The organism is Hypericibacter terrae, assembly GCF_008728855.1.
Classification (GTDB): Bacteria; Pseudomonadota; Alphaproteobacteria; order Dongiales; family Dongiaceae; genus Hypericibacter; species Hypericibacter terrae.
In genome coordinates, this window is sequence record NZ_CP042906.1 from 4240949 (window position 1) to 4263053 (window position 22105).

Annotated in this window: 20 protein-coding genes and 1 pseudogene; 10 read left to right on the top strand and 11 right to left on the bottom strand. The window is 63.6% G+C overall.

Going from position 1 to position 22105, the window contains the following annotated elements; translation table 11 throughout:
• Window positions 1–83: 83 nt before the first annotated feature.
• On the bottom strand, window positions 84–674 hold the full coding sequence (pdxH, locus tag FRZ44_RS19495; protein WP_151178750.1) for a pyridoxamine 5'-phosphate oxidase: 591 nt from the start codon (window positions 672–674) through the stop codon (window positions 84–86).
• Window positions 675–959: 285 nt separating this feature from the next.
• Here pdxH and FRZ44_RS19500 point away from each other — a divergent pair, with 285 nt between their 5' ends.
• The gene (locus tag FRZ44_RS19500) at window positions 960–1886 is read left to right on the top strand and encodes a DnaJ C-terminal domain-containing protein (RefSeq protein WP_151178751.1); all 927 of its coding nucleotides are present in this window, start codon (window positions 960–962) and stop codon (window positions 1884–1886) included.
• Window positions 1883–2218, top strand: a complete 336-nt coding sequence (locus FRZ44_RS19505; RefSeq protein WP_151178752.1) for a chaperone modulator CbpM — start codon at window positions 1883–1885, stop codon at window positions 2216–2218. The genes FRZ44_RS19500 and FRZ44_RS19505 overlap by 4 nt, the downstream gene beginning before the upstream one ends.
• A gap of 129 nt (window positions 2219–2347) precedes the next feature.
• On the opposite strand, the gene FRZ44_RS19510 is transcribed toward FRZ44_RS19505, so the two are convergent.
• The 9 genes from FRZ44_RS19510 to FRZ44_RS19550 all read right to left on the bottom strand — a co-directional run bounded on the left by FRZ44_RS19510 (window position 2348) and on the right by FRZ44_RS19550 (window position 12748).
• Entirely contained in the window at window positions 2348–2995 is a 648-nt protein-coding gene (locus FRZ44_RS19510) for a hypothetical protein (protein ID WP_151178753.1), read from the bottom strand.
• A 218-nt stretch (window positions 2996–3213) separates the two neighbouring features.
• Window positions 3214–3432, bottom strand: coding sequence for a hypothetical protein (locus tag FRZ44_RS19515; RefSeq protein WP_151178754.1), 219 nt, complete (start codon window positions 3430–3432; stop codon window positions 3214–3216).
• 337 nt (window positions 3433–3769) lie between these two features.
• Window positions 3770–4708: an IS1595 family transposase gene (locus tag FRZ44_RS19520; protein WP_151178755.1), complete on the bottom strand. Its 939-nt coding sequence runs from the start codon at window positions 4706–4708 to the stop codon at window positions 3770–3772.
• 242 nt (window positions 4709–4950) lie between these two features.
• A complete protein-coding gene (locus tag FRZ44_RS19525) occupies window positions 4951–6051 on the bottom strand; it encodes a GSU2403 family nucleotidyltransferase fold protein (protein WP_191908198.1) in 1101 nt (366 codons plus the stop codon).
• Between the two features lie 211 nt (window positions 6052–6262).
• A complete protein-coding gene (locus FRZ44_RS19530) occupies window positions 6263–6859 on the bottom strand; it encodes a hypothetical protein (RefSeq protein WP_191908199.1) in 597 nt (198 codons plus the stop codon).
• A gap of 197 nt (window positions 6860–7056) precedes the next feature.
• Entirely contained in the window at window positions 7057–9393 is a 2337-nt protein-coding gene (gene hsdR / locus FRZ44_RS19535) for an EcoAI/FtnUII family type I restriction enzme subunit R (protein ID WP_151178757.1), read from the bottom strand.
• Between the two features lie 7 nt (window positions 9394–9400).
• Entirely contained in the window at window positions 9401–10555 is a 1155-nt protein-coding gene (locus tag FRZ44_RS19540) for a restriction endonuclease subunit S (RefSeq protein ID WP_407658008.1), read from the bottom strand.
• A 23-nt stretch (window positions 10556–10578) separates the two neighbouring features.
• Window positions 10579–12117 carry a class I SAM-dependent DNA methyltransferase gene (locus tag FRZ44_RS19545; protein WP_225308350.1) on the bottom strand — a complete coding sequence of 513 codons (1539 nt, stop codon included), beginning with the start codon at window positions 12115–12117 and terminating at the stop codon, window positions 10579–10581.
• Window positions 12118–12154: 37 nt separating this feature from the next.
• On the bottom strand, window positions 12155–12748 hold the full coding sequence (locus tag FRZ44_RS19550) for an HD domain-containing protein (RefSeq protein ID WP_151178759.1): 594 nt from the start codon (window positions 12746–12748) through the stop codon (window positions 12155–12157).
• Window positions 12749–13120: 372 nt separating this feature from the next.
• Here FRZ44_RS19550 and FRZ44_RS27110 point away from each other — a divergent pair, with 372 nt between their 5' ends.
• The 7 genes and pseudogenes from FRZ44_RS27110 to FRZ44_RS19585 all read left to right on the top strand — a co-directional run bounded on the left by FRZ44_RS27110 (window position 13121) and on the right by FRZ44_RS19585 (window position 18576).
• Entirely contained in the window at window positions 13121–13669 is a 549-nt protein-coding gene (locus tag FRZ44_RS27110; protein WP_191908200.1) for a universal stress protein, read from the top strand.
• 175 nt (window positions 13670–13844) lie between these two features.
• Entirely contained in the window at window positions 13845–14345 is a 501-nt protein-coding gene (locus tag FRZ44_RS19560) for a DUF2165 family protein (RefSeq protein ID WP_151178761.1), read from the top strand.
• 211 nt (window positions 14346–14556) lie between these two features.
• Window positions 14557–15396: an enoyl-ACP reductase FabI gene (fabI, locus tag FRZ44_RS19565; protein ID WP_151178762.1), complete on the top strand. Its 840-nt coding sequence runs from the start codon at window positions 14557–14559 to the stop codon at window positions 15394–15396.
• 17 nt (window positions 15397–15413) lie between these two features.
• The gene (gene aroC, locus FRZ44_RS19570; protein ID WP_151178763.1) at window positions 15414–16499 is read left to right on the top strand and encodes a chorismate synthase; all 1086 of its coding nucleotides are present in this window, start codon (window positions 15414–15416) and stop codon (window positions 16497–16499) included.
• A 12-nt stretch (window positions 16500–16511) separates the two neighbouring features.
• The gene (locus tag FRZ44_RS19575; RefSeq protein WP_407658100.1) at window positions 16512–16727 is read left to right on the top strand and encodes a chorismate synthase; all 216 of its coding nucleotides are present in this window, start codon (window positions 16512–16514) and stop codon (window positions 16725–16727) included.
• Window positions 16728–16839: 112 nt separating this feature from the next.
• Window positions 16840–16956: pseudogene (locus tag FRZ44_RS19580) on the top strand (chorismate synthase); the annotation flags it as partial.
• A 333-nt stretch (window positions 16957–17289) separates the two neighbouring features.
• Entirely contained in the window at window positions 17290–18576 is a 1287-nt protein-coding gene (locus tag FRZ44_RS19585; protein ID WP_225308351.1) for an MgtC/SapB family protein, read from the top strand.
• Between the two features lie 184 nt (window positions 18577–18760).
• Here FRZ44_RS19585 and rlmD read toward each other — a convergent pair whose 3' ends face one another.
• Window positions 18761–20068, bottom strand: a complete 1308-nt coding sequence (gene rlmD / locus FRZ44_RS19590; RefSeq protein ID WP_151178764.1) for a 23S rRNA (uracil(1939)-C(5))-methyltransferase RlmD — start codon at window positions 20066–20068, stop codon at window positions 18761–18763.
• 143 nt (window positions 20069–20211) lie between these two features.
• On the opposite strand from rlmD, the gene sppA reads away from it, so the two are divergent.
• A complete protein-coding gene (sppA, locus tag FRZ44_RS19595; RefSeq protein WP_151178765.1) occupies window positions 20212–21990 on the top strand; it encodes a signal peptide peptidase SppA in 1779 nt (592 codons plus the stop codon).
• The last annotated feature ends 115 nt before the right edge of the window (window positions 21991–22105 follow it).

Below are 22105 nucleotides of genomic sequence, written 5' to 3' on the forward strand. Positions count from 1 at the left end.
CGCGATCCGCATCGAGCTTGTGCCGCCCCCACCCTAACCTCCTCCTCGAGGCGGGAGGGGGATAAGAGATGGACCGGCCGCGATCAGGGATAGAGCTTCTCGGTCCGCCAGCCTTCTTGGTCGCGATGATAGACCAGGCGATCGTGGAGGCGAAACGGCCGATCCTCCCAGAACTCGAGGCGCTCCGGCACGACGCGGAACCCCGACCAGTAGGGCGGCCGCGGCACGGTGCCGATTCCGAACTTGACAGTGAACGCGGCGACGCGGCGCTCGAGCTCCAGCCGCTCGGTCAAGGGCTGCGATTGCTGCGACGCCCAGGCGCCGATCTGGCTGGTGCGGGCCCGGCTCGCGAAATAGGCATCGGCCTCTTCGGCGCCGACCTGCTCGACCGCGCCCTCGACCCGGACCTGGCGGCGCAGCGACTTCCAATGCAGGCACAAGGCCGCCTTCGGATGGGCCAGGATCTGCTGCCCCTTCCGGCTTTCGTAATTGGTGTAGAAGGTGAAGCCGCGCTCATCGGCCTCCTTGAGCAGCACCATGCGCAGGCTCGGCTGGCCGTCGGGCCCGACGGTGGCCAGCGCCATCGCATTGGGGTCCTCGGGCTCCTTGGCGCTGGCCTCGGAAAACCAGCGCTGGAACAGCGCGAAGGGTTCGGCAAAGGGGCGTTGGGTCATGGGGTCCTTCCCGTCAGGCGGTTGAATTTGCCCGAACTCTGCCCATTTTTCACGCAAAGCCTCACCCCCAAACCGGAAGATCAGCCATTCTCTTTTCGAGACCTTGTCACCATGTCCCGAACCTGCCTGAGCCGCGACACTGGGCGGGCCAGGGTCCGGTGCATTAGGATTGCCTCCATGCGCAAGACCATTGCAAACGCCTCTCACCCTTATCGGCCGCCGACGGGCTCTGATTCCGAATCCGGTCCGCAGCCTTCGCCGTCCGGCGTCGCGGAGCGCTGAGCCATGCGCGATCCTTATGAAATATTGGGCGTCGCCCGCACGGCAAGCCCCGAGCAGATCAAGCAGGCTTACCGCAAGCTCGCCAAGAAGCTGCATCCCGACCTCAATCCCGGCAACAAGAAGGTCGAATCGCAGTTCAAGGAAGTCGCCTCGGCCTACGACCTGCTGTCCGATGCCGAGAAGCGGCGGCGCTTCGACGCCGGCGAGATCGACCCGAGCGGCAACGAGAAGCCGCGCCAGAGCTATTACCGCAGCTATGCCGAGGGCGGACGCGGCGGCAAATATCGCGGCGGCGATCAGAGCTTCGGCCTCGGCGAAGAGGATCTGAGCGAGGACTGGTTCGCCAATCTGTTCGGCGAAGGCCGCAACGGGGCCGGCGGCGGCCGCAGCCAGACCATCCGCATGCGCGGCGCCGATGTGTCCTATGTGGCGCCGATCGAATTCCTCGAAGCGGCGCTGGGCGCCAAGAAGCGCCTGACGCTGACCGACGGCAAGGTGATCGATTTCACCGTTCCGCCCGGCACCACCGACGGCCAGACCCTGCGCCTCAAGGGCCAGGGCCTGCCCGGCTTCGGCGATGGCGGTGCGGGCGACGCCTATGTCGAGATCAAGGTCAAGGCCCACCCCACCTTCAAGCGCGAGGGCAACGACATCCATGTGGAGGTCCCGGTGACGCTGCAGGAAGCGGTGCTGGGCGGCAGCATCGAGGTGCCGACCATCGACGGCCGCGTCTCGGTCACCGTGCCGAAGGGCTCCAACACCGGCACGGTGCTGCGCCTCAAGGGCAAGGGCGTGGTCGATCAGAAGACGCGCCAGCGCGGCGACCAGTATGTCCGGCTCAAGGTGGTCCTGCCGCCCAAGAGCGACGAGAAGCTGGCCGAGATGGTCGAGCGCTGGGCCAAAGAGAACCCCTATCAGGTGCGCGAATGAGCCGCTGGACCCTGGAGCAGGTGGTGGTCGAAATCGGCGTCGACCGTGCCGCCGTGACGAGCTGGATCGAGCAGCGCTGGGTCCTGCCCGAGACCCAGGGCAGCGAGCTGCAGTTCGACGACATGGACGTCGCGCGCCTGCGCCTGATCGCCGAGCTCACCCAGGAGCTCGAGATCGGCAACGAGGCGATCCCGGTGGTGCTCAACCTGCTCGACCAGATCTACGAGCTGCGCGACAAGCTCGCCGTCATCGAGCACGCGATCGAGCAGACCTCCCCCGAATGCCGCGCCGAGATCGCGCGGATTCTGGGCGGAGCGGCGAAGGGCGAGTAGCGGGATACTCGCCCGTCCTCCCCTCCCCCTACCCCCTCCCGCAAGGGCAATTGTAACCTTGACTCAGCGGGGACTCGGGAGGTCCGAGGGTGATGGGAGAGAAGAAACTACCGCCCGCCGATATCGAGGTCACGTCGGAGATGAGGCGCGCTGGGATCGCCGCCCTTGAGTCTTCCCGCGACGTTTCCTCTTGGGATGGGGCGCTTGTGGAGGCGGTATATACCGCCATGCAGCGTCAATATCGCGCTGATATCGAGGGCGCTCATTCTGGCGCACGAGCCGGCGCCCGAAATGCCTAACCAGCAAATGAGACTGAATTTTCATTAGGTCATGTTCAAGCGCGATAAATGTCTCGGGCGATATGACTGCTCGTCGAATCTGACGCCGGGACCGCGCCATAATGGAATTGGAGATGACCCGGGCGCCTTCTCTGGTCGTGTGAGAGACAAAGTGCACAAGATCGTTGCGAAGCTTATTGATGGCGGCCAGCTGCTTGAAAACGTATTCCAGATCGTCTCTGATTGCTTTGTTGGCCCTCGGAGGTTCGACGAGGCGGTTAATGTGACCCATTGCCGCTTCGGTCTTCACCCCCGAAAAAATCGCCCTAGCGGTTCGAGGCGGGACCTTCGCGTAATGCCAAAGCGTGAGTTGCATGGATAATTCGACAAGGGCGAACATCTCAATGAATCGGCCGAGCGCCATATGGTAGCGGTCCCATTCCTTGATGAGTTCCTTGATTGCCCTCACGGCCTCATTGGCGGGGACTGGCTCATTCATGGCGAACTACCCAAATGGTTGTAAGGCCTAAGACCAAGAAAGATAAGCCGGCCGCTATCGAGCTAGAGCCCGACGCGTGGCCTCGCTTCGAGCAATTCATCAAGCAAGTGGCGAAGGCCGGGCCGCAACATCGGCCAGCGGCGAAAGCGAAGACCCGAAAGACTAAGCCGTGAATCGAGACGGCGGCCTACATGGCCGCCGCTCGTTACTGGCAATAGTTAGGCGACGTTCTTGCGGATTTTGGTGGCGGCGGACTCGCTGCCAGGATGCAGCTTGCCGCTGATCACGTCATAAATCCGCCAGACATTGACGTCATAGTACGACGCCAACCGATGCTTACGAGCGCCGTTCCAAAGATGAAGCCAAATCTGGACAGCTTCATCGAAGGTAATGCGGTGAGAAGGACTCATAATGTCCTTCGCAGTACGTTCTTTCATCAATAGTCCTCTGTATCCCGCTCCACATCGTGTGTGGGCCGCGAGAGGTAGAGGAACTGCCTTGACTGAGATTCCGGTGCATCTAAGATGCGCTGGCGTTCATTTCGAACCGCGACAGTTCCCAAATTTAGCGGTTTCAATCAGGGCCGGGGGTCAAGACCCGGCCCTGATTTCAGTCATCCGAACATGATTTTATGCCTACAACCCAGAGTCAAGCGAATCTGTTGCCTTTCCGTTCCGGCGTACCAGATGTTGCGCCTGAGGAAACTAAGTTTCCCCCAGATGTTGTTTTAGGCGCTGCAATAGGTTGTAAAACTGCTTTCGGGAGATCGCGGGCTTAGACGTTCGCCCGCTGACCAGTCCGCCGATAGGTCAACCGCTTCCCAACAATGCCCTTGAGGGCTTTTGTGGCGCGCTCCGAGTCGTTGACACCGAGGCCCGAGCGCTCATTGTAGCGGAAGTCAAATTCCGCGAGATAGCGCTTCAAGTGCTGCTGGCTGACATGGTGATACGTCCCGGTAATCCCGCGCTTGAGGATCGAGAAGTAGTTCTCGACCGTATTGGAGTGCGCCTCGCCGCGAACGTATTCGCCAGCGCCGTGGTTGACCGTCTCGTGCTTCGCGAACTCTTTGCCAGGGTGATAATACTGGCCCGCTTCGTCGGTCATCAGGAACGACTTGCGGTCGATCTGAGCCACGAGGATCGGGCGCAGGGTCTTGGCGTTGACCTCGGGAACATGGTGCGAGCGGACAGATCCGCCGCGCTCGACCAGCGAGAAAACGACTTCTTTGCCCTTGCCGCCGATATTGCCCTTGGTTCGCTTATTGCGGTGCTTGTTCTTCTCTTTGCCACCGACATAGGTTTCGTCGGCTTCGACGGTCTTGCCCTCGCCACCGAGCGGGCCGGGGAACTGGCCCTCGCGCATTGCCTCGCGCAGGCGGTGCATCATGAACCAAGTGCTTTTGTAGCTAACGCCGATCATGCGGCGCATCTGATGGGTAGAGATGCCCTTCTTCGACGCGCATAGCAGGAAGGCAGCCAAGAGCCACTTATTGAGGGGGATATGGCTGCGCTCAAACAGGGTGCCGACCGTCACGCTGAATTGCTTGCGGCAAGCGTTGCACTGGTACCAGCTCGGACGGGTCGCGATGGGCGTGGCGCTTTCAATGGCGCCGCAATGGCCGCAGACCGGGCCATCGGGCCACAAAGCGGCCTCAAGCCAAGCGCGGGCTTTGTATGCATCCTGAAAGACGGGGTTTGAAAGTTCGTTCGCCATGACCAGCAACCTTTCCGATACCCAAGAATATAAGTTCTCGGGGCTGCTGAGTCAAGGTTACAATTGCCCCCGCAAGGGGAGGGGGCTAGGAAGAATAGAAACAGCCTCTTCCTCTTCAGGAGAGGCTGTTTGCATTTGATGATTAAAGAACTGCGGCGGGTTCAAAAAAAATCCACGCCCCCTCCCCTTGCGGGAGGGGGTAGGGGGAGGGGCTGCTCGGCGGTGCAATCGACGCCGTGCCTTCACCGCCCGCTTCTCTTCACCTTCACCACCTCGTCGCCGAAGCGCTCCGGAACCAGATCGGCGAGAATCTGCCGGGGCTCGGCCGGAAGCTGCCTGAGGCCGCGGGCTGCCGTCTTGCGCCAGGACGGGCCGCGGTCGAGCAGCTCCCGCCAGGCGTCCGCGAGATCGTCCGGGCGCAGCTCGTGCAGCGCCAGGACCAGGGCCGCGGCCTGGTCGATGTCCTTGCGGGCCTTGGCCTGGCTGCGCGGGTTCGAGGTCCGCATCGGCGACACCAGGATCTTGTGCAGCGCATAGCGTTCGGGCGCCGGAACATTGACGGGGATTCCCGCTCCATGCAGGACCGCCGCATTGACTTCATGATAGAGCAGATAGTCGAGATAGCGGATGGTTTGCGCGTGGGAACGCAACGCCCGCAGATAGGTGATGCGGTCCCGCTCCGGCCCTCGCAAGGGGCACAGCACATCGACGGAATAGACCTCCTCCTCTCCCTTTCGCAGCGCGTAGCGCAAGGTGTGCCGGCTGTCCAACGGGCTCGCGACCGCCGCAAATCCCTTGTCCACGCGCTGCAGCAGAGAAAGAAAGCTGTCCCCGATCTCGTCTTCGACGGCCACAGCCACCGAGTGGAACTGCGCGATGTCGAGATCGCCGGTGCGGGCGAGCGACGCGGGGATCCGCACGCCCAGGAGACCCGCATAGCTCATGAACGCGACCGAGCCGACCACGGCGGCGCGCAACCGGAAGGCGCCGGCTTCGGCCAGGGCGGCCAGGACGTCGCCGGTCATCTTGTCGGGAGCCGGCAGCCGCGCCGCGCGCAGCGAGCGGACCATGTCGCGACGTTCCTTGCGGGCGGCGACCGTTTCCTGCCGGGCGGCGATCCGCTGGCGATTGGTCTCGTTGTCGATGCCGATATATTCGGCAGCCGCCCGGCGACCGCCGAGGGTCGGGGGTTGCCAGTAGAGATAGCGACGCCCGTCGGCGGCCGGGCGCGCATAGACCGCCCCGCCGCGGCCGGTGAGCTCGCTCACGCTGCCCGACCAGGCGCGCTCGACGAGGTCGGCATACAGGGTCTGGATGGAGATCGGCAGCGTCTCGAGGGACATGGCGGTGTGAGGGACGTTTATAGGCAAACTCATAATTTTGCCTACAATAAACCAAACGAGCCTTTGTCGGCAAATGGAACATTTTGCCTACAAATACGGGGCGCCGGATCGGAATTCTCCGTAACCCGTTGCATTAATTATGATTTTTTTCTCCCGCTCCATCTATCCCGACCTTCAGCCGGCGAAGGCCGCAATTCAGCGAGCTGGGACATCAAGGGGCGAGCGGTTTCATCGGAACGACCGGCGCTTCCTCCCCCGTCGCCGCCGCTCCTTCCTCCGCCTCGAAACGGAGCTCGACGGAGGCCACGGCAAGACGGGCCAGAAGGTCCCGCCTGCGCTTGATCGGCCACCAGTCATAGAGAAAGATCTCGAGGGGCCGCCAGTTGGCGACCCAGCCGACGATGAAGAAGCCCTCGGCGATCAGGCTGCCGATTGCGGAACTGGGCAGATAGTGTGTCACCGCCCGGTTGACGGCAACCGTGACGGCCAGCACGCAGAGGCCGATGCCGAGTGACTGCCGGCCGATGCGAAACAGCTCCCGCAGCTCGCGCGCGGCCTGTGCCGATCGGTATGCGAAATAGTGATGCACGGCGTCCGGAACGTCCCTCGCCGCGCGGTGCTTGGCCGCGCGCTCCGGCAGGCGGAGGATGATGGCCAGCGGCCGCCGCGCATCGAGCTCGCGCGCCGTGCCCACGATATATTGCTCGGCTTCCTCATCGAGATCGCGGTCGGGCAAGGGCGAGTGATCGAGCGGGTTGAACAGCTGCTCGACCGACTTGATGTAGAGCTCGATGGGTTGCGGTTTCATCTGGCTGCGGCGTCATCCTCCGACATTCCTGGATTCCAACTTCAGTTTGCGTAGAGCATTCTTAAATCGGTTCTAGAACAATAACTTATAGAGTTCCGAGTTATACCAGGATTCACGAACCCTGGTATAACTCGATCACCAATTCATGGTTTTCTCGTGTGGCACCGGGTCGGACTCGGCTCCAGACGGGCCGGTGATCACGCCGCAGGCTGATAAAGATATCTCTGGAAGCCAGCGAACATCTTCCCGATCTCGTCTGGTCTGCCGAGATCGGCCACGGCATCGGCGATGGAGTCGTTGTATTTGAGACGCAGCAACGGCGTCAGCTTCTCCTGATCGAGCTCCTCGACGCCCTGGCTCACATAGTGGGACAGCACGAAATCGAGAAAAGCCTGCTGCTTGGAAGCGAAGCGCGATTTAATTTCTAGTTGAGCCTTGGCCGCCCGTTCCCGCCGGCTCAATGTCGGCAGCGCGTAGGCCACATAAGCCAGCACGTCGAACAGGTCGCTCTTTTCGGCGTCGATGATGCGCTGCATCTCGATCATCTGGTCCCTGCCGAAGCCCTTCTCGGCGAGACCCTGCAGCAGCCTTGCGCGCGTGTCCGGAGCGCTCCAGAGAGCGCGCAGTTCGGCTTCGTTCTTGAAGAACGCGGGCAACTTCCCGAACAGCATCTCCATGAATTGCTGCGCCGACATCGGCGTGCCATCGGGGTGCCAGAAGGTCGTCATCATCATATGCTGGATCGAGCGGGCCTTGCCGTCCGCCAACCTGACCTTGATTTTTTGGGGGCGCGGTTCCGGCTCGAACTTCGACGCGGGCGGCTCGCGCACTGCCGTCGCCAGCTTTCGCTTCTTCGGATCTGCTTCGTCGATCTCGATCGGCTCGCCATCCCATGCCGGATCGCTGAAGTGGTGATGCGCCTTCACGAAGTCGTAGATCGTGAAATAGTCCTTCCCATCATAGAGCCGGGTGCCGCGCCCGATGATTTGCTTGAACTCGATCATGGAGTTGATCGGGCGCATCAGCACGATGTTGCGGATATTGCGGGCATCCACGCCGGTGGAGAGCTTCTGTGAGGTGGTCAGAATCGTCGGGATGGTTTTCTCGTTGTCCTGGAAGTCCCGCAGATGCTGCTCGCCCAGCGCACCGTCATTGGCCGTCACCCGCTGGCAATAGTTCGGGTCCTTGCTGGACTTCATCTGGTTGACGAGATCGCGCACGGCCAGCGCATGGTCCTGGGTCGCGCAGAAGACCAGCGTCTTCTCCCGCTGGTCGATCTGGTCCATGAACAGCTTCACACGGTGCGCCTCCCGCTCCTTGATCTCGATGATCTTGTTGAAGTCGCGCTCCGTATAGAGCTTCCCGCTCTCCACCTCGCCTTCGACGAGCTGGTCGTCGGACGTATAGACATACTCGTCGAGCGTGGTCGAGATCTGCTTGACCTTGAATGGGGTAAGGAAGCCGTCATTGATGCCTTCCTTCAGCGAATAGACATAGACCGGCTCGCCGAAATATTCATAGGTATCCACGTTGTCCTTGCGCTTGGGCGTGGCGGTGAGGCCGAGCTGCACCGCGGGCTCGAAATAATCGAGGATGCCGCGCCAGTTGCTCTCGTCGTTGGCGCCGCCACGATGGCACTCGTCGATGATGATGAAATCGAAGAAGTCCGGCGGGTATTCGCCGAAATAGGGCGAGGGCTTGCCGTCCTTCGGCGGCCCGCTCATGAAGGTCTGGAAGATGGTGAAGAACAGGCTGCCGTTCTTCGGCACCTTGCCCTTCTTGCGGATATCGGCCGGCTCGATCCGGACCAGCGCGTCCTCGGGAAACGCGGAGAATGCGTTATAGGCCTGGTCGGCGAGGATGTTGCGGTCGGCGAGAAAGAGGATGCGCGGCCGGCGCGTCGGCTCCCGTCCCACTTTCCAGTCGGACAGATTCCAGCGGCTGTGAAACAGCTTCCAGGCGATCTGAAAGGCGATGAAGGTCTTGCCTGTTCCGGTGGCGAGCGTGAGCAGAATGCGGTCCCTCCCGGCCGCAATCGCCTCCAGCACCCGCCCGATGGCGATGTCCTGGTAGTACCGGCCCTGGAAGAAGCCGCCCTTGTCCTCGAACGGCACAGCGGCGAAACGATCTCGCCACGCGTCCGCCTCGGCGAAGGTCATGGCCCAGAGTTCGTCCGGCCCGGGGTAGCGTGGCACCTCGCCTTCGGTGCCCTCACGCATGTCGATGCCGTAGATCCCCTGCCCGTTGGTGGCGTAGCTATGACGAATGGACAGCTTGCCCGCATAGCTCTTGGCCTGCGCCACCCCTTCGGTCAGCGGCTTGCCCCAGGCCTTGGCCTCGATGACGGCCAGCTTGGTGTTGCGATAGACCAGCAGATAGTCGGCGATCTCCGCCTTGCCGCGCCGCCCCTGGCCTTCGATCCGGCCCGGGGTGATCGGATACTCGCGATGGATGCGGCTGCCCTCGACCACGCCCCAGCCGGCCGCCTTCAAGGCGGGATCGATATGCTCGGCACGGGTCTCGGCTTCGTTCATGCCGCCCCTACAGTTGTCCGCTGAAGGCTTGGTGCAGTAGCGATTTCTTCAATGTGTCCAGAGCGACGAGCCTTTGTTGATAGCTCGATTCGAGGCGTTGGATTTCGCCTACCAACGCGTCTAATTGGCCAACGATACGCGTTTGCTCCTCCACATTCGGCGGAAGCACTACAGTTAAGGCGCTCCACTTCGACTTATTAATGATTGGCAGCGTGGCTTGGCCGGATTTGCCCAGTACGCGTTGCTGAAAATTCCCGGATAGCATCTGGTAATAAACAAACTTATGGGAAATACCCTCTGACGGTGTTAGCGCGTTGATTTGCTGATTTGTCGTGATATCACGGTCACAGTATCCGCACTTTCCAATGGTTGCTCCGATACAAACCATAAGCACAGATCCAGCGGTGACTTTGCGGGCGCCTTCTAATCCCTTCTCGCTGAGCCCAGCATTCTCATAGACCAGCGATCCATCTTTATTGAAGTCAGCGGGCTTTACGAACGGAATGAAGGTGCCGTAGTTCGTTCTTACGGCGGTTTTTGGAGTCGAGCCAGTCTGCGTCGTTCCTATCTGCTCCAGACGCTTCTCCACCCAATCCTCGCTACGTTGGGTGAATACGGTCTGTAAATGACTCTCGAACAAAGCGCGGGCATTCTGGAGATTCTTTTCGACATTGATTTTGACTATGGCGATGCCGTCAAACGCCTTGTCGAGGATGTCGACGATCCGCTGCTGTTCGGGGAGCGGCGGAATCGGGATCTGAAATCGACTCAGTGCCTCACCGGTAAAGTGCTGAATTCCGGCCCCGTTGAAGTGGCTCTTGAGAGTGCCATCGAGGTTCTGAGCGTGTAGATAGTAGAGGCACCATTTGGCATTCTCAGGCTGATGAAATCGAACCCTATGAAGTGCCTTCTGGAAATAGATGGGCTCGTCGCGATCCCAGATAGCGGCCCGCCCCGGATAGCCGCCCTCACAAATAACCAAGTCACCTTTGGCGACTCTGTATTTCGCCGCCTCTTCGGGAAGGAAACGCATCTCAAGAAGATTCGACAAATCAAAGTCGAACCAACGAACATTTAAGTTCCGAAGATATGGACGCGGCTCCCCCTTATTCTTGGCCTTGTCGAGCATCTTGCCGAGTGAACACTCGGCGATCTCGCTCACCTTCTTGCTCTGCCATGCCGCTCTCATAGCAGAGCCTTGATTTTCTCCAGCACCTTCGCGCTCTCAGCATCCAGCGCGGCGATCTCGTTCATGATCTCCTTCGGGCTGCGGTGCGCGACCTCCTGGCTGCCATTCGAGTTCTTCGCGGAGAGATCGAAGGTCACCGGATCGATGCTCTTGGCGTCCACCGTCCAGGACTTGGGCGAATCGGCAAAGGTCTTTTGCAGCTTCATGAACTCAGCAAGGTCCGCATCGTTGAGTGGGTTGGTCTTGCCGAGATTGCGACCGGGATCGAGCTGGTAGAACCAGACCTTGCGCGTGGGGGCGCCCTTCTCGAAGAAGAGTACCACGGTCTTCACGCCCGCCCCCTGGAACGTCCCGGCAGGACAGTCGAGAATGGTATGGAGATTGCAGCTTTCCAGCAGCAGCTTGCGTAGGCTGACCGAGGCGTTATCGGTGTTGGAGAGGAAGGTGTTCTTGATGACGATGCCGGCGCGCCCGCCGGCCTTGAGCATTTTTATGAAGTGCTGAAGGAACAGGAAGGCGGTCTCGCCGGTGCGGATCGGGAAGTTCTGCTGGACTTCCTTGCGCTCCTGGCCACCGAACGGCGGATTGGCCAGCACCACCTCGTAACGATCCTTCTCCTGGATATCGGCGAGATTCTCGGTCAGCGTGTTGGTGTGGAGGATGTTCGGCGTCTCGATGCCATGCAGGATCATGTTCATGATCGCGATGACATAGGCGAGCGACTTCTTCTCCTTCCCGTAGAAGGTCCGGGTCTGGAGAATCTGGCGGTCCCTGGTGGTGAGGTCCTTCTTCGCCTTCAAATATTCGAAGGATTCGCAGAGGAAACCCGCCGAGCCAACCGCGCCATCATAGATGCGGTCGCCGATCCGGGGCTTGACCACCTGCACGATGGCGCGGATGAGCGGGCGCGGCGTGTAGTACTCGCCGCCATTCCGCCCGGCATTGCCCATGTTCCTGATCTTGGCTTCGTAAAGATGCGACAGCTCATGCTTCTCGGTCTGGGAGCGAAAGCGCAGCGCGTCGATCTGGTCGATGATGTCGCGCAGATTGTAGCCGCTGGATATCTTGTTTTTGATCTCGCCGAAGATCTCGCCGATCTTGTATTCGATCGTATTCGGACCGCTGGCCCGCTCTTTAAAACCGCGCAGATAGGGAAAGAGTTCGTCATCGACGAAATCGCAGAGATCCTTGCCTACGCGCACTTTGTCATGATCGATCTGGCCGTTCTTATCCTTGGGCGCCGCCCAACTCTCCCAGCGATAGGGCTTCTGGAGGATGAGATCGTATTTCTTCCCCTCCAGCTTGGCTTCCGTCGCCTTGTCCTGCTCCAGCCCATCGAGATATTTCAGGAACAGCAGCCAGGAGGTCTGTTCGGTGTAGTCCAACTCGGTGGTGCAGCCGGCCTCTTTCCGAAGCGCGTCATCGATATTCTTGAAGGCTTGTTCGAACATGGTCTGGTTGGACTCCGATCGGGCGAGCGTCGCGCTTCCATTCGCCGAACTACGTTGGGCTTTGCGCGATTTGGCGGCGATCATAGACAACTCCGCTTCCGATCCAAGAGCATCGGCGTCCTCACCCCTTCTTCAGTACCGCCACGATCTCGCCCAGCTCCTCGGCCAATTGCCCGGGCAGCTTCTTGCGGAAGATGTCGGCGAGACTCGTGTAGTACCAGAGCGTCCGCTCTTTGGGCTGGCTGAAGCGGGACCAGATCTTCTCGCCGATCTCGGGCTTGCGCAGGTCGCGCAGGATCGCACGCGCGTTGTGCACCTTGTCGGCGAGCGAGACGCGCAGGATGTCTTCATCGGCGGTCTTCAGATGCGCGAGATACTTGTCCTTGCGTTCCTGCCAGCCGGCCTTGCGCTCGCCGGCGCCGGTGTCCGCGAGGCTGTCCGAGCAGGCCTCGACGACCCGGGCCACGCGTTCGCCGAAGCGGTTGCGGACATCCTCGAGCCTGGCCTTGCCGCCCTGGTCCTCGACGCTGTCATGCAGCAGCGCGGCGATGGCCAGATCCTCGTCGCCGCCATATTCGAGCACGGTGCCTGCGACCGCCATCAGATGGGCGACATAGGGGATCGCGGTTCCCTTCCGGGTCTGGCCGCCATGGACATGGGTGGCGTAGAGAAGGGCCCGATCGAAACGATCGGTCAGGATGGTCGCCTTGGTCATGGGTCGCTGCCCCCGCTTCAGCAGCCCAGTGTTGGGCATCGCAGGGCGGGATGCAACCGGGACGGGCGGCATTTCCTCCCCCTAAGTCGATGTGATCGCTTCGCTCTACTTCACAGCTTCGAGCGTGAGTGGATCGGGGGCGCGTTTTGCCCTGAATCGACCCCTCCCCCAACCCCCTCCCCTCCTGTCCACCGAAGCCTTGGCGAAGGTGGATGCGGGAGGGGGTTGGGGGAGGGGCTGCAAGCGGCGCCAGGCGATGGGGATTGTCTCCACCCCGAATGCGGCGCAGCATCCCTCCGATGGGCCGCCGTCGGGCTCCACCGGGCCGGGGGACGAGGCCGATCCCAGCTGGGCAAGCGGAGGAGAGCCGGCATGTTCACCCGCGTCTTCACTCGCATCGTCGTCGGCCTCGACGGTTCGGATCACGCGCGCAAAGCGCTGGCCATCGCGGTCGGCGTGGCCAAGAACGACAAGGCCGATCTCGTGCTGGTTCGCGCGCTCAGCGCCGGGCTCATGAGCAAAGCCGAACGCAAGCTGGCGGCGGCGGAATTCGGCTTCAAGGATCTCGAACCGCCCTTGCCGTCCGCGATGTTCGGCGATCCGAACGCCGATCCCCGCCCAAAATCCGCCATCGCCCGGGATGAGACCGAGAACGCGCAGTTCAGGGCGCGCACGGAGATGGTGGAGACGTTTCTCGAAGCCGCGCGGCAGGAAGCCCTCGAAGCCGGCGTGGCGAATGTGGAGATCCGCGTCGAGTTCGGCGATCCGGCCAAGGTCATACTGGCCGTGGCCGAGCGCGACAAGGCCGATCTGATCGTGCTCGGCAGCCGCGGCCTCAGCAACATCGAGGGGCTGGTCTATGGCAGCACATCGCACAAGGTCAGCCATCTCGCAAAATGCAGCTGCGTGACGGTGACTTAGGCATGATCGCTACGCTCTGCTTTTAAGCTCCGAGCGAGAGTCCCCGCTCCTCTTTGTATCACCCCCTCCCGCATCCACCTTCGCCCAGGCTTCGGTGGACAGGAGGGGAGCGGGCGTGATGAAGGCACCTGTTTTCGCGCTATCATCATGACGAGTCGCTTCAGGGGGACCCGCCATGCCGATCCTGCGCCTGTCCAAGGCCGCCCTTACCGCCGCCATCGCGCTCTATGCGAGCCTGGTCGCGTTCGGCAACGTCACCGACTACGGCACCAATTTCGCCTTCGTACAGCATGTCTTCATGATGGACACGGTGTTCCCGACCGCGACGACCAAATATCGCGCGATCGACCTGCCGCTGATCCACAATGCCGGCTATATCGGGATCATCGTCGCCGAGACCCTCACCGCCATCCTCTGCTGGTGGGGCGCCTTCCGCTTGTGGCGCCACCGCCAGGCGCCGGCCCGCGACTTCAACCGCGCCAAGACGGTCGCCATCGCCGGCCTGACGCTGGGATTCCTGGTCTGGCAGGTCGCCTTCATGTCGATCGGCGGCGAATGGTTCGGAATGTGGATGTCGTCGCAATGGAACGGCATCGAATCGGCCTTCCGCGTCTTCATCACGATCCTGGCGGTGCTGATTTTCGTGACCCTGCCGGATGCAGAGTTCCAGGAGTGAGCCGCGGGGAGCGCTGGACCACCCCTCCCCCTGCCCCCTCCCGCAAGGGGAGGGACGTGGATTTAGCCTTCCCGAGCCGCTTTTCGAGTCACCGCCGGGAAACCCTTTAACTCCTTAAAACCCAAGGATTTCCCTGGCTTTGAACGGCCCTGCCCTTCGTGTAGGATGCCGCCAAGGTCAACAACAAGGCCGATTCCAAGCGGAGTTATCGATGGCGGGTGACAAAGGGCTGATGGCCGGCAAACGGGGCCTGATCATGGGGGTCGCGAACGACCGGTCGATCGCCTGGGGCATTGCCCGCGCGGTGGCGGACCAGGGAGCCGAGCTGGCCTTCACCTATCAGGGCGAGGCGCTGGAGCGACGCGTGCGGCCGCTGGCGACTTCGATCGGCGCCAAGCTGGTGGTGCCCTGCGACGTCGCCACCGACGAGAGCATCGACAAGGCCTTCGCCGAGATCCAGAAGAGCTGGGACCATCTCGATTTCGTCGTCCATGCCATCGCCTTCTCCGACAAGGACGAGCTCAAGGGCAAGTATCTCGCCACATCCCGCGCCAACTTCGCGCTGACGATGGACATCTCCTGCTATTCCTTCACGGCGGTGGCCCAGCGCGCCACGCCCATGATGAAGAATGGCGGCAGCCTCCTGACCCTGTCCTATTACGGCGCCGAGCGCGTCATGCCGCATTACAACGTCATGGGCGTCGCCAAGGCCGCGCTCGAAGCCAGCGTGCGCTATCTCGCGGCCGATCTCGGCGAGCAGAATATCCGCGTCAACGCCATCTCGGCCGGCCCGATCAAGACGCTGGCGGCGTCGGGCATCGGCGACTTCCGCTACATCCTCAAATGGAACGAGCTCAATTCGCCCCTGAAGCGCAACGTCACCACGGAGCAGGTCGGCGGCGCCGGGCTCTATCTGCTCTCCGAGCTCTCCGCCGGCGTCACCGGCGAAGTGCATCATGTCGACAGCGGCTATCATCTGGTCGGCATGCTGCGCACCGACGCGGCCGCCGGGGTCGCGCAGATGCTGCAGGGCTTCGACGTGAAGTCCTGATGCCATGATCCGCTGACATGTCCTTCAACAGCTTCGGCCAACTCTTCCGTTTCACGACCTGGGGCGAAAGCCACGGGCCGGCGATCGGCTGCGTGGTCGATGGCACGCCGCCGCTCATTCCGCTGAGCGAGGCCGACATCCAGGTCTGGCTCGACCGCCGCAGGCCCGGCCAGTCGCGCTTCACCACGCAGCGGCGCGAATCCGACAGCGTGAAGATCCTCTCCGGCGTGTTCGAGGGCGTCACCACCGGCACGCCGGTGAGCCTGATGATCGAGAACGAGGATCAGCGCTCGAAGGACTATGGCGAGATCAGGGACAAGTTCCGGCCGGGCCATGCCGACTACACCTACTGGGCCAAGTACGGCATCCGCGACTATCGCGGCGGCGGACGCTCCTCGGCGCGCGAGACCGCGAGCCGCGTCGCCGCCGGCGCCGTGGCCCGCAAGCTGCTGGCCCATGTGCTGGGTCCCACGGTCGTCATCCGCGGCGCCCTGATCCAGATCGGCCATCAGCCGATCGATCGCAACCGCTGGGACTGGGACGCGACCGAGCAGAACCCCTTCTGGTGCCCCGACGCCAAGACCGTGCCCTTGTGGGAGGCGCAGCTCGATGCCGTGCGCAAGGCGGGCTCCTCGACCGGTGCCGTCATCGAGGTGATCGCGTCGGGCATCCCGGCCGGCCTGGGCGCGCCCATCTATGGCAAGCTCGACGCGGATCTGGCCTCGGCAATGATGAGCATCAACGCGGTCAAGGGCGTCGAGATCGGCGCCGGCTTCGCCGCGGCGGCGCTCTCCGGCGAAAGCAACGCCGACGAGATGCGGATGGAGAACGGCAAGGTCGTCTTCGATTCCAACCATGCCGGCGGCATCCTCGGCGGCATCTCGACGGGCCAGGACATCGTGGTCCGCTTCGCCGTGAAGCCGACCAGCTCGATCCTGACGCCACGCCACTCGGTCAGCACCGATGGCAAAGAGGTCGAGGTCTCCACCAAGGGCCGCCACGACCCCTGCGTCGGCATCCGCGCCGTCCCCGTCGGCGAAGCGATGCTGGCCTGCGTGCTGGCGGATCATCTCCTGCGCCATCGCGGGCAGGTGGGACGCTAAAGCTCCCTCACTATCTCGTTCTTCGATCAAAACCCCTCCCCTACCCCCTCCCGCAAGGGGAGGGGGCTAGAAAGAAGAACCGCATCTGACAAACGCCAACAGAGAAAAACAACCAAGGGCCGCCACGACCCTTGCGTCGGCATCCGCGCCGTCCCCGTCGGCGAAGCGATGCTGGCCTGCGTGCTGGCCGATCATCTCCTGCGCCATCGCGGGCAGGTGGGACGCTAAAGCTCCCTCACTATCTCGTTCTTCGATCAAAACCCCTCCCCCTACCCCCTCCCGCAAGGGGAGGGGGCTAGGAAGAAGAACCGCATCTGACAAACGCCAACAGAGAAAAACAACCAAGGGCCGCCACGACCCTTGCGTCGGCATCCGCGCCGTCCCCGTCGGCGAAGCGATGCTGGCCTGCGTGCTGGCCGATCATTTGCTGCGCCATCGCGGGCAGATGGGACGCTAAAGCTCCCTCACTATCTCGTTCTTCGATCAAAACCCCTCCCCCTACCCCCTCCCGCAAGGGGAGGGGGCTAGAAAGAAGAACCGCGTCTGACAAACGCCAACAGAGAAAAACAAAACCACGCCCCCTCCCCTTGCGGGAGGGGGTAGGGGGAGGTGTTCTTGAAGGTTCGAGCGACGCATCGATCGTAAATCGCGTCACCGGCCGTACTGCAATCTGGACCTCCACGCGATCTTCGTCCCGGGAGAGCGGAAAATCTGTCGCGCGAACACCGCCGGGATCGCCTAGATTGATGCCGCGAGGTCTTGCCGGGCGCCGCGGGGAGGGCGAGGCGACGTGTATCTGTTGGACGACATCGATCTTTTCTACCGCTTCGGGATCGCGACCGCGATCGGCGTGATCGTCGGCGTCGAACGTCATTGGCAGGAGCGCGACGAGCCGGAAGGCAGCCGCACCGCCGGCGTGCGCACCTTCTCGCTGATCGGCATGCTGGGCGGCGGCGCCGGCCTGCTGGAGAAGTCCATCGCCGATATGGGCGGTCCGGTCGGTCTCGTCACCGTCGGACTCTTCGTCGCCTTCGCCATGAGCTTCAGCTGGTTCAAGCTCCGCGAGGCCAGGGCGGATCGCAGTTTCAGCGCGACCAGCGTGGTGGCGGCCCTGCTCACCTTCGTTCTCGCCGATCTGGCGGTGATCGGCGATATGCAGCTGGCTGCCGCCGGCGGCGTGGTGATGACCGCCATTCTGGCGTCGCGCCAGATGCTGCATCGCTTCCTCAAAACCCTGACCTGGCCCGAGCTGCGCTCCGCCATCATTCTCCTCGGCATGACGTTGGTGATCCTGCCGCTCCTGCCCGACGAGCCGGTCGGTCCCTTCGGCGGAATCTCCCCGGCCCGGACCTGGACGCTCGCGGTGCTGCTGGCCGCGATCTCCTTCGTGGGCTATGTCGCGGTCAAAGTGCTGGGCACGAGCCGGGGCGAGGTGATCGCGGGCGCGATCGGCGGCCTGATCTCTTCCACCGCGGTCACCGTCTCCAATGCGCGGAAATCGAAATCCCGCGGCGAAGCGCAATCGCTCGCCGCGGGCGTCGCTGCCGCGGGCGCCGTCTCCTACATTCGCACCGCCGCGCTGGCGGTGGCGATTGCACCCGCGATCGCCGTCTCCGCGGTGCCGCCGCTCGTCGCGGGCGCACTGATGTTCATTGCCGCCGCGGTGCTTCTCGCCCGACGGTCGGCCACATCGAAGGAAATGCCGGCTGGCGAGAATCCGTTCGATCTGGTCTCGGTCACCAAGCTGACGCTGCTCCTGGTCGTCGTCGCCTTCCTGGCCCGGGCGGCGTCGGCCACCTTCGGCACCGGCGGCCTCATCGTGGTTTCGGCCCTCTCGGGCCTTGCCGATGTCGACGCCGTCACCGTGACCGTGGGCGGCCTGTTGAAGCAGAACCTTGCCGCCGATACGGCATTCTATGCGCTTTCCGCCGGCGTGATCGCCAACACGCTCGCAAAGGTCGGCTACGCCGCGGTGCTGGGACGCGGCGCGTTCGTCGTCTGGTTCGGATTGGCCTCGACCCTCGCCATCGCCGCGGCTGTCGCGGTGTATATGGCAACGGCGGCCTGGCTCGGTTGAGCGAGATTTTGTGATCGAGAGCCGCGCCCTATCCTGAGCCGTCCCCTCCCCCTACCCCCTCCCGCGAGGAAAGGGGGCTAGAAAAAAGAAGCGCATCTGACAAACGCCAGCGGGGAAGAATAAAACCACGCCCCCTCCCCTTGCGGGAGGGGGTAGGGGGAGGGGTTGCCGATCGTGAATCTCGCTACCGGCTGAACCGCGCCACGATCTCCAGATGCGCCGACCAGGGGAACTGGTCCACGGGGCGCGCCCAGTCGAGGCGATAGCCGCCATTGACCAGGATCTGCGCGTCGCGCGCGAAGCTGGCGACGCTGCAGGAGACCGCGACCACCAGCGGCAGGTCCGACTTGGCGAGGCATTCGGCCTGCGCCTTCGCGCCGTTGCGCGGCGGGTCGAACAGCAGCGCGTCGAACCGCTTGAGCTCGATCGGCTGCAGCGGCGCCCGATCGAGATCGCGCCGCTCGACCGTCAGGCGGTGGGCGATGTTGGCGCGCCGCACCGCGGCCTGCAGCGCCTCGGTCGCGGCCTTGTCGCCCTCGACCGCATGGATCCTGGCGCCTTGCGACAAAGGCAGGCTGAAGCTGCCGCAGCCGGCGAAGAGGTCGGCGATCTGCTTCGCCCCTTTGAGGGCCGCGCGCGCCTCGGCCAGCAGCAGCGCTTCGCCTTCCCGGCTCGGCTGCAGGAAGGCGCCCGGCGGCAGGGCCACGGCCACGCCACCGAAGCTCTCGCTCGGGGCCCGCCGCATGGCAATGGGCTCGGGCGCTTCGCCGGGCCGTCCCCAGCTCACGCGCGCCAGGTCGAGCTCCTCGGCCAAGGCACCCAGGCGGACACGGATCGCGGCGGACGGCGGCGCCCCCGTCTGCTCGATCAGGAGATCGATCCCGGTTTCGGTCGCGGTCGCCTCGAGCGCCGCATGGCCACCCGGCGCCAACAGCTCTTCGAGACCCGACCGCAGCGGCGCGATCAGCCGATCCAGCGCCGGCACCAGCAGCAGGCAATGCTCGATATCGGCGATGGCGTGGCTGTCGCGCATGTTGAATCCGAGCGCCAGTCCCTTTCCACGCGTGCCCAGCGCAAATCGCGCGCGGCGGCGCAGGCCCGGCGCCACCCGCAGCAACGGCCGCAGCTCGACATCCTTCAAGCCGCGTCGTACCAGGGCGTCGGCCAGCAACTGGCCTTTCCATTCGGCATAGGCATCGTCGCGCAATTGCTGCAGGGCGCATCCGCCGCAGCGGCCGAAATAGGGACAGGGCGGTTCGACCCGCGCCGGCCCGGACTCCAGCAGCTCGATCGCCTCGCCGGCCAGCCCGTCGCCCTTGGCCGCCGCCAGCCGCACGGACAAGCGGTCGCCCGGCACGGTGGCCGGCACATAGACCGGCCGGCCCTCGAAATGGCCGATGCCGTCGCCCTGCCCGCCGATCCGCTCGATCGCGATCTCGGCTTGGCGCGGGGCGAGATTGACTCGCTTGGGTCGGGGTCCGGGTCTCGGCATCGGGCGACAAGCTAGGCCGACTCGCGAACCCATGCCATAAGCGCGTTGCCGCGGAGCCGCGAGGTTCCTAAAAAGGCAGGCGGCTAGGAACAGGTTTCGGGCCGGCTCTTGCTGGCCGGACTTGAAAACGGCAAGGATGGGGGATGGCATTTTTCCGTTGGATCGGGCGCATTCTCATCGGCGCCCTGGCGGGCATCGGCCTATTGGTCATTGCCGCCATTCTGCTCGCCAGCTCCGCCTGGCGCGACTTCTCCAACCGCATCGAGCCGGTGCCGGAGCAGACGCTGCTGACGCTCGACCTCGGCGACGGGGTCAGCGAGACCAACGCCGGCGACCCCTTTGCGCTCGCCGGCCTGACCCACAACCTCACCATGGCCGACCTGGTGCTGGGGCTCGAGGCCGCCGGCAAGGACCCCCGCGTGAAGGGCCTGGCGCTGAAACTGGGGAGCGGCGATCTGCCGCTCGCCCGGGCCGAGGAGATCCGCGACGCGCTGAAGGCATTCCGCGCGCAAGGCAAGTTCGTCCTCGCCTTCGCGGAAAGCTTCGGCGAAGCGGGCGACGGCAACACCCATTATCTGCTCGCGACCGGGGCGGACGAGATCTGGCTCCAGCCCTCGGGGGATGTCGGACTGACCGGCCTGCGGCTGGAGACGCCTTTCTTCAAAGACACGCTCGACATGATCGGCGTCTCCGTGCAGATGGACCGCCGCAAGGAATTCAAGGGCGCCATCGACAGCCTGACCGCCAACTCGATGCCGGCCCCGCAGCGCGAAAACTTACAGCAATTGGTCGATTCGATGACGGCGACGCTCGCCGATGGCGTCGGCGAGCGGATCGGCGGCGATGCGGCGGCGGGCCGGGCCCTGATCGATCAAGGGCCGTTCCTGGCGGCCGATGCGCTCAAGGCGAAGCTGGTCGATCGCCTGGCCTATCGCGACGAGTTCGAGGCCGAGCTCGACCGGCGGACCAGCAAGGCCGTGCGCTACAGCCTCGCCGACTATGCGGCGACGCTGCGGCCGCCGGAGGACGCGCCCCAGATCGCGCTGGTCCACGGTCTCGGGCCCATCCAGCTCGCGGCGGACGGCAGCCCCTTCGGCGATGTCGTCATGGATGCCAAGACGGTGTCGGAGGCGCTTCGCGACGCGCGCGAGGATTCCAAGGTCAAGGCCATCCTGTTCCGCATCGACAGCCCCGGCGGCTCCTATGTCGCGGCCGATACGATCTGGCGCGAAGTGGCGCGGGCGCGCGAGGAAGGCAAGCCGGTCGTGGTGTCGATGGGCAGCGTCGCCGCCTCGGGCGGCTATTTCGTCGCGGCACCGGCCGCCGCTATCGTCGCCGAGCCCAGCACCATCACCGGCTCGATCGGCGTCTTCGGCGGCAAGTTCGTGCTGAGCGACCTCTGGGCGAAGCTCGGTGTCACCTTCGACGGCGTGCAGGCCGGGACCAATGCCGGCATCGACAGCGCCAACGAGGATTACAGCTACGCCGGCTGGCAGCATCTGCAGACGTCGCTCGATAGCATCTATCAGGACTTCGTGACCAAGGTCGGCGCCGGGCGCAAGCTCGACGCCGATGCCGTGGAACGGGTCGCCAAAGGGCAGGTCTGGACCGGCATGGATGCCGCGGCCAACGGCCTCGTCGACAAGCTGGGCGGCCTGACCACGGCCGTCGCGGAGGCCCGCCGTGCCATCGGCCTGGCGCCCGACGCGCCCGTACGGCTGGTGAATTTCCCGCAGGAGCCTCATGATCTGACCAGCTTTCTCGAGCAGTTCGCCAAGGCGGCCGAGATGCGCCAGTTCGCGGTCCTGGCCAGGCTCGGCCGCATGGCCGCCAGCCTCGAACGCCTGGTCGGCTCGGATTCGGGCGTCAGGGCCGAGATGGCGCCGCTGTTGCCGGCCTCGCGATTGGGGTCGAATCCTTAGGCCTACAACCAAGGGCGGATCGCCCGAGGACGCACGGCGGCGTCCTCGTGCAAAGGCATCCTATGCTGGGGCGTGGAAACCGAACGCGGTGCCATGGCCCTCGACTTTGGCACGG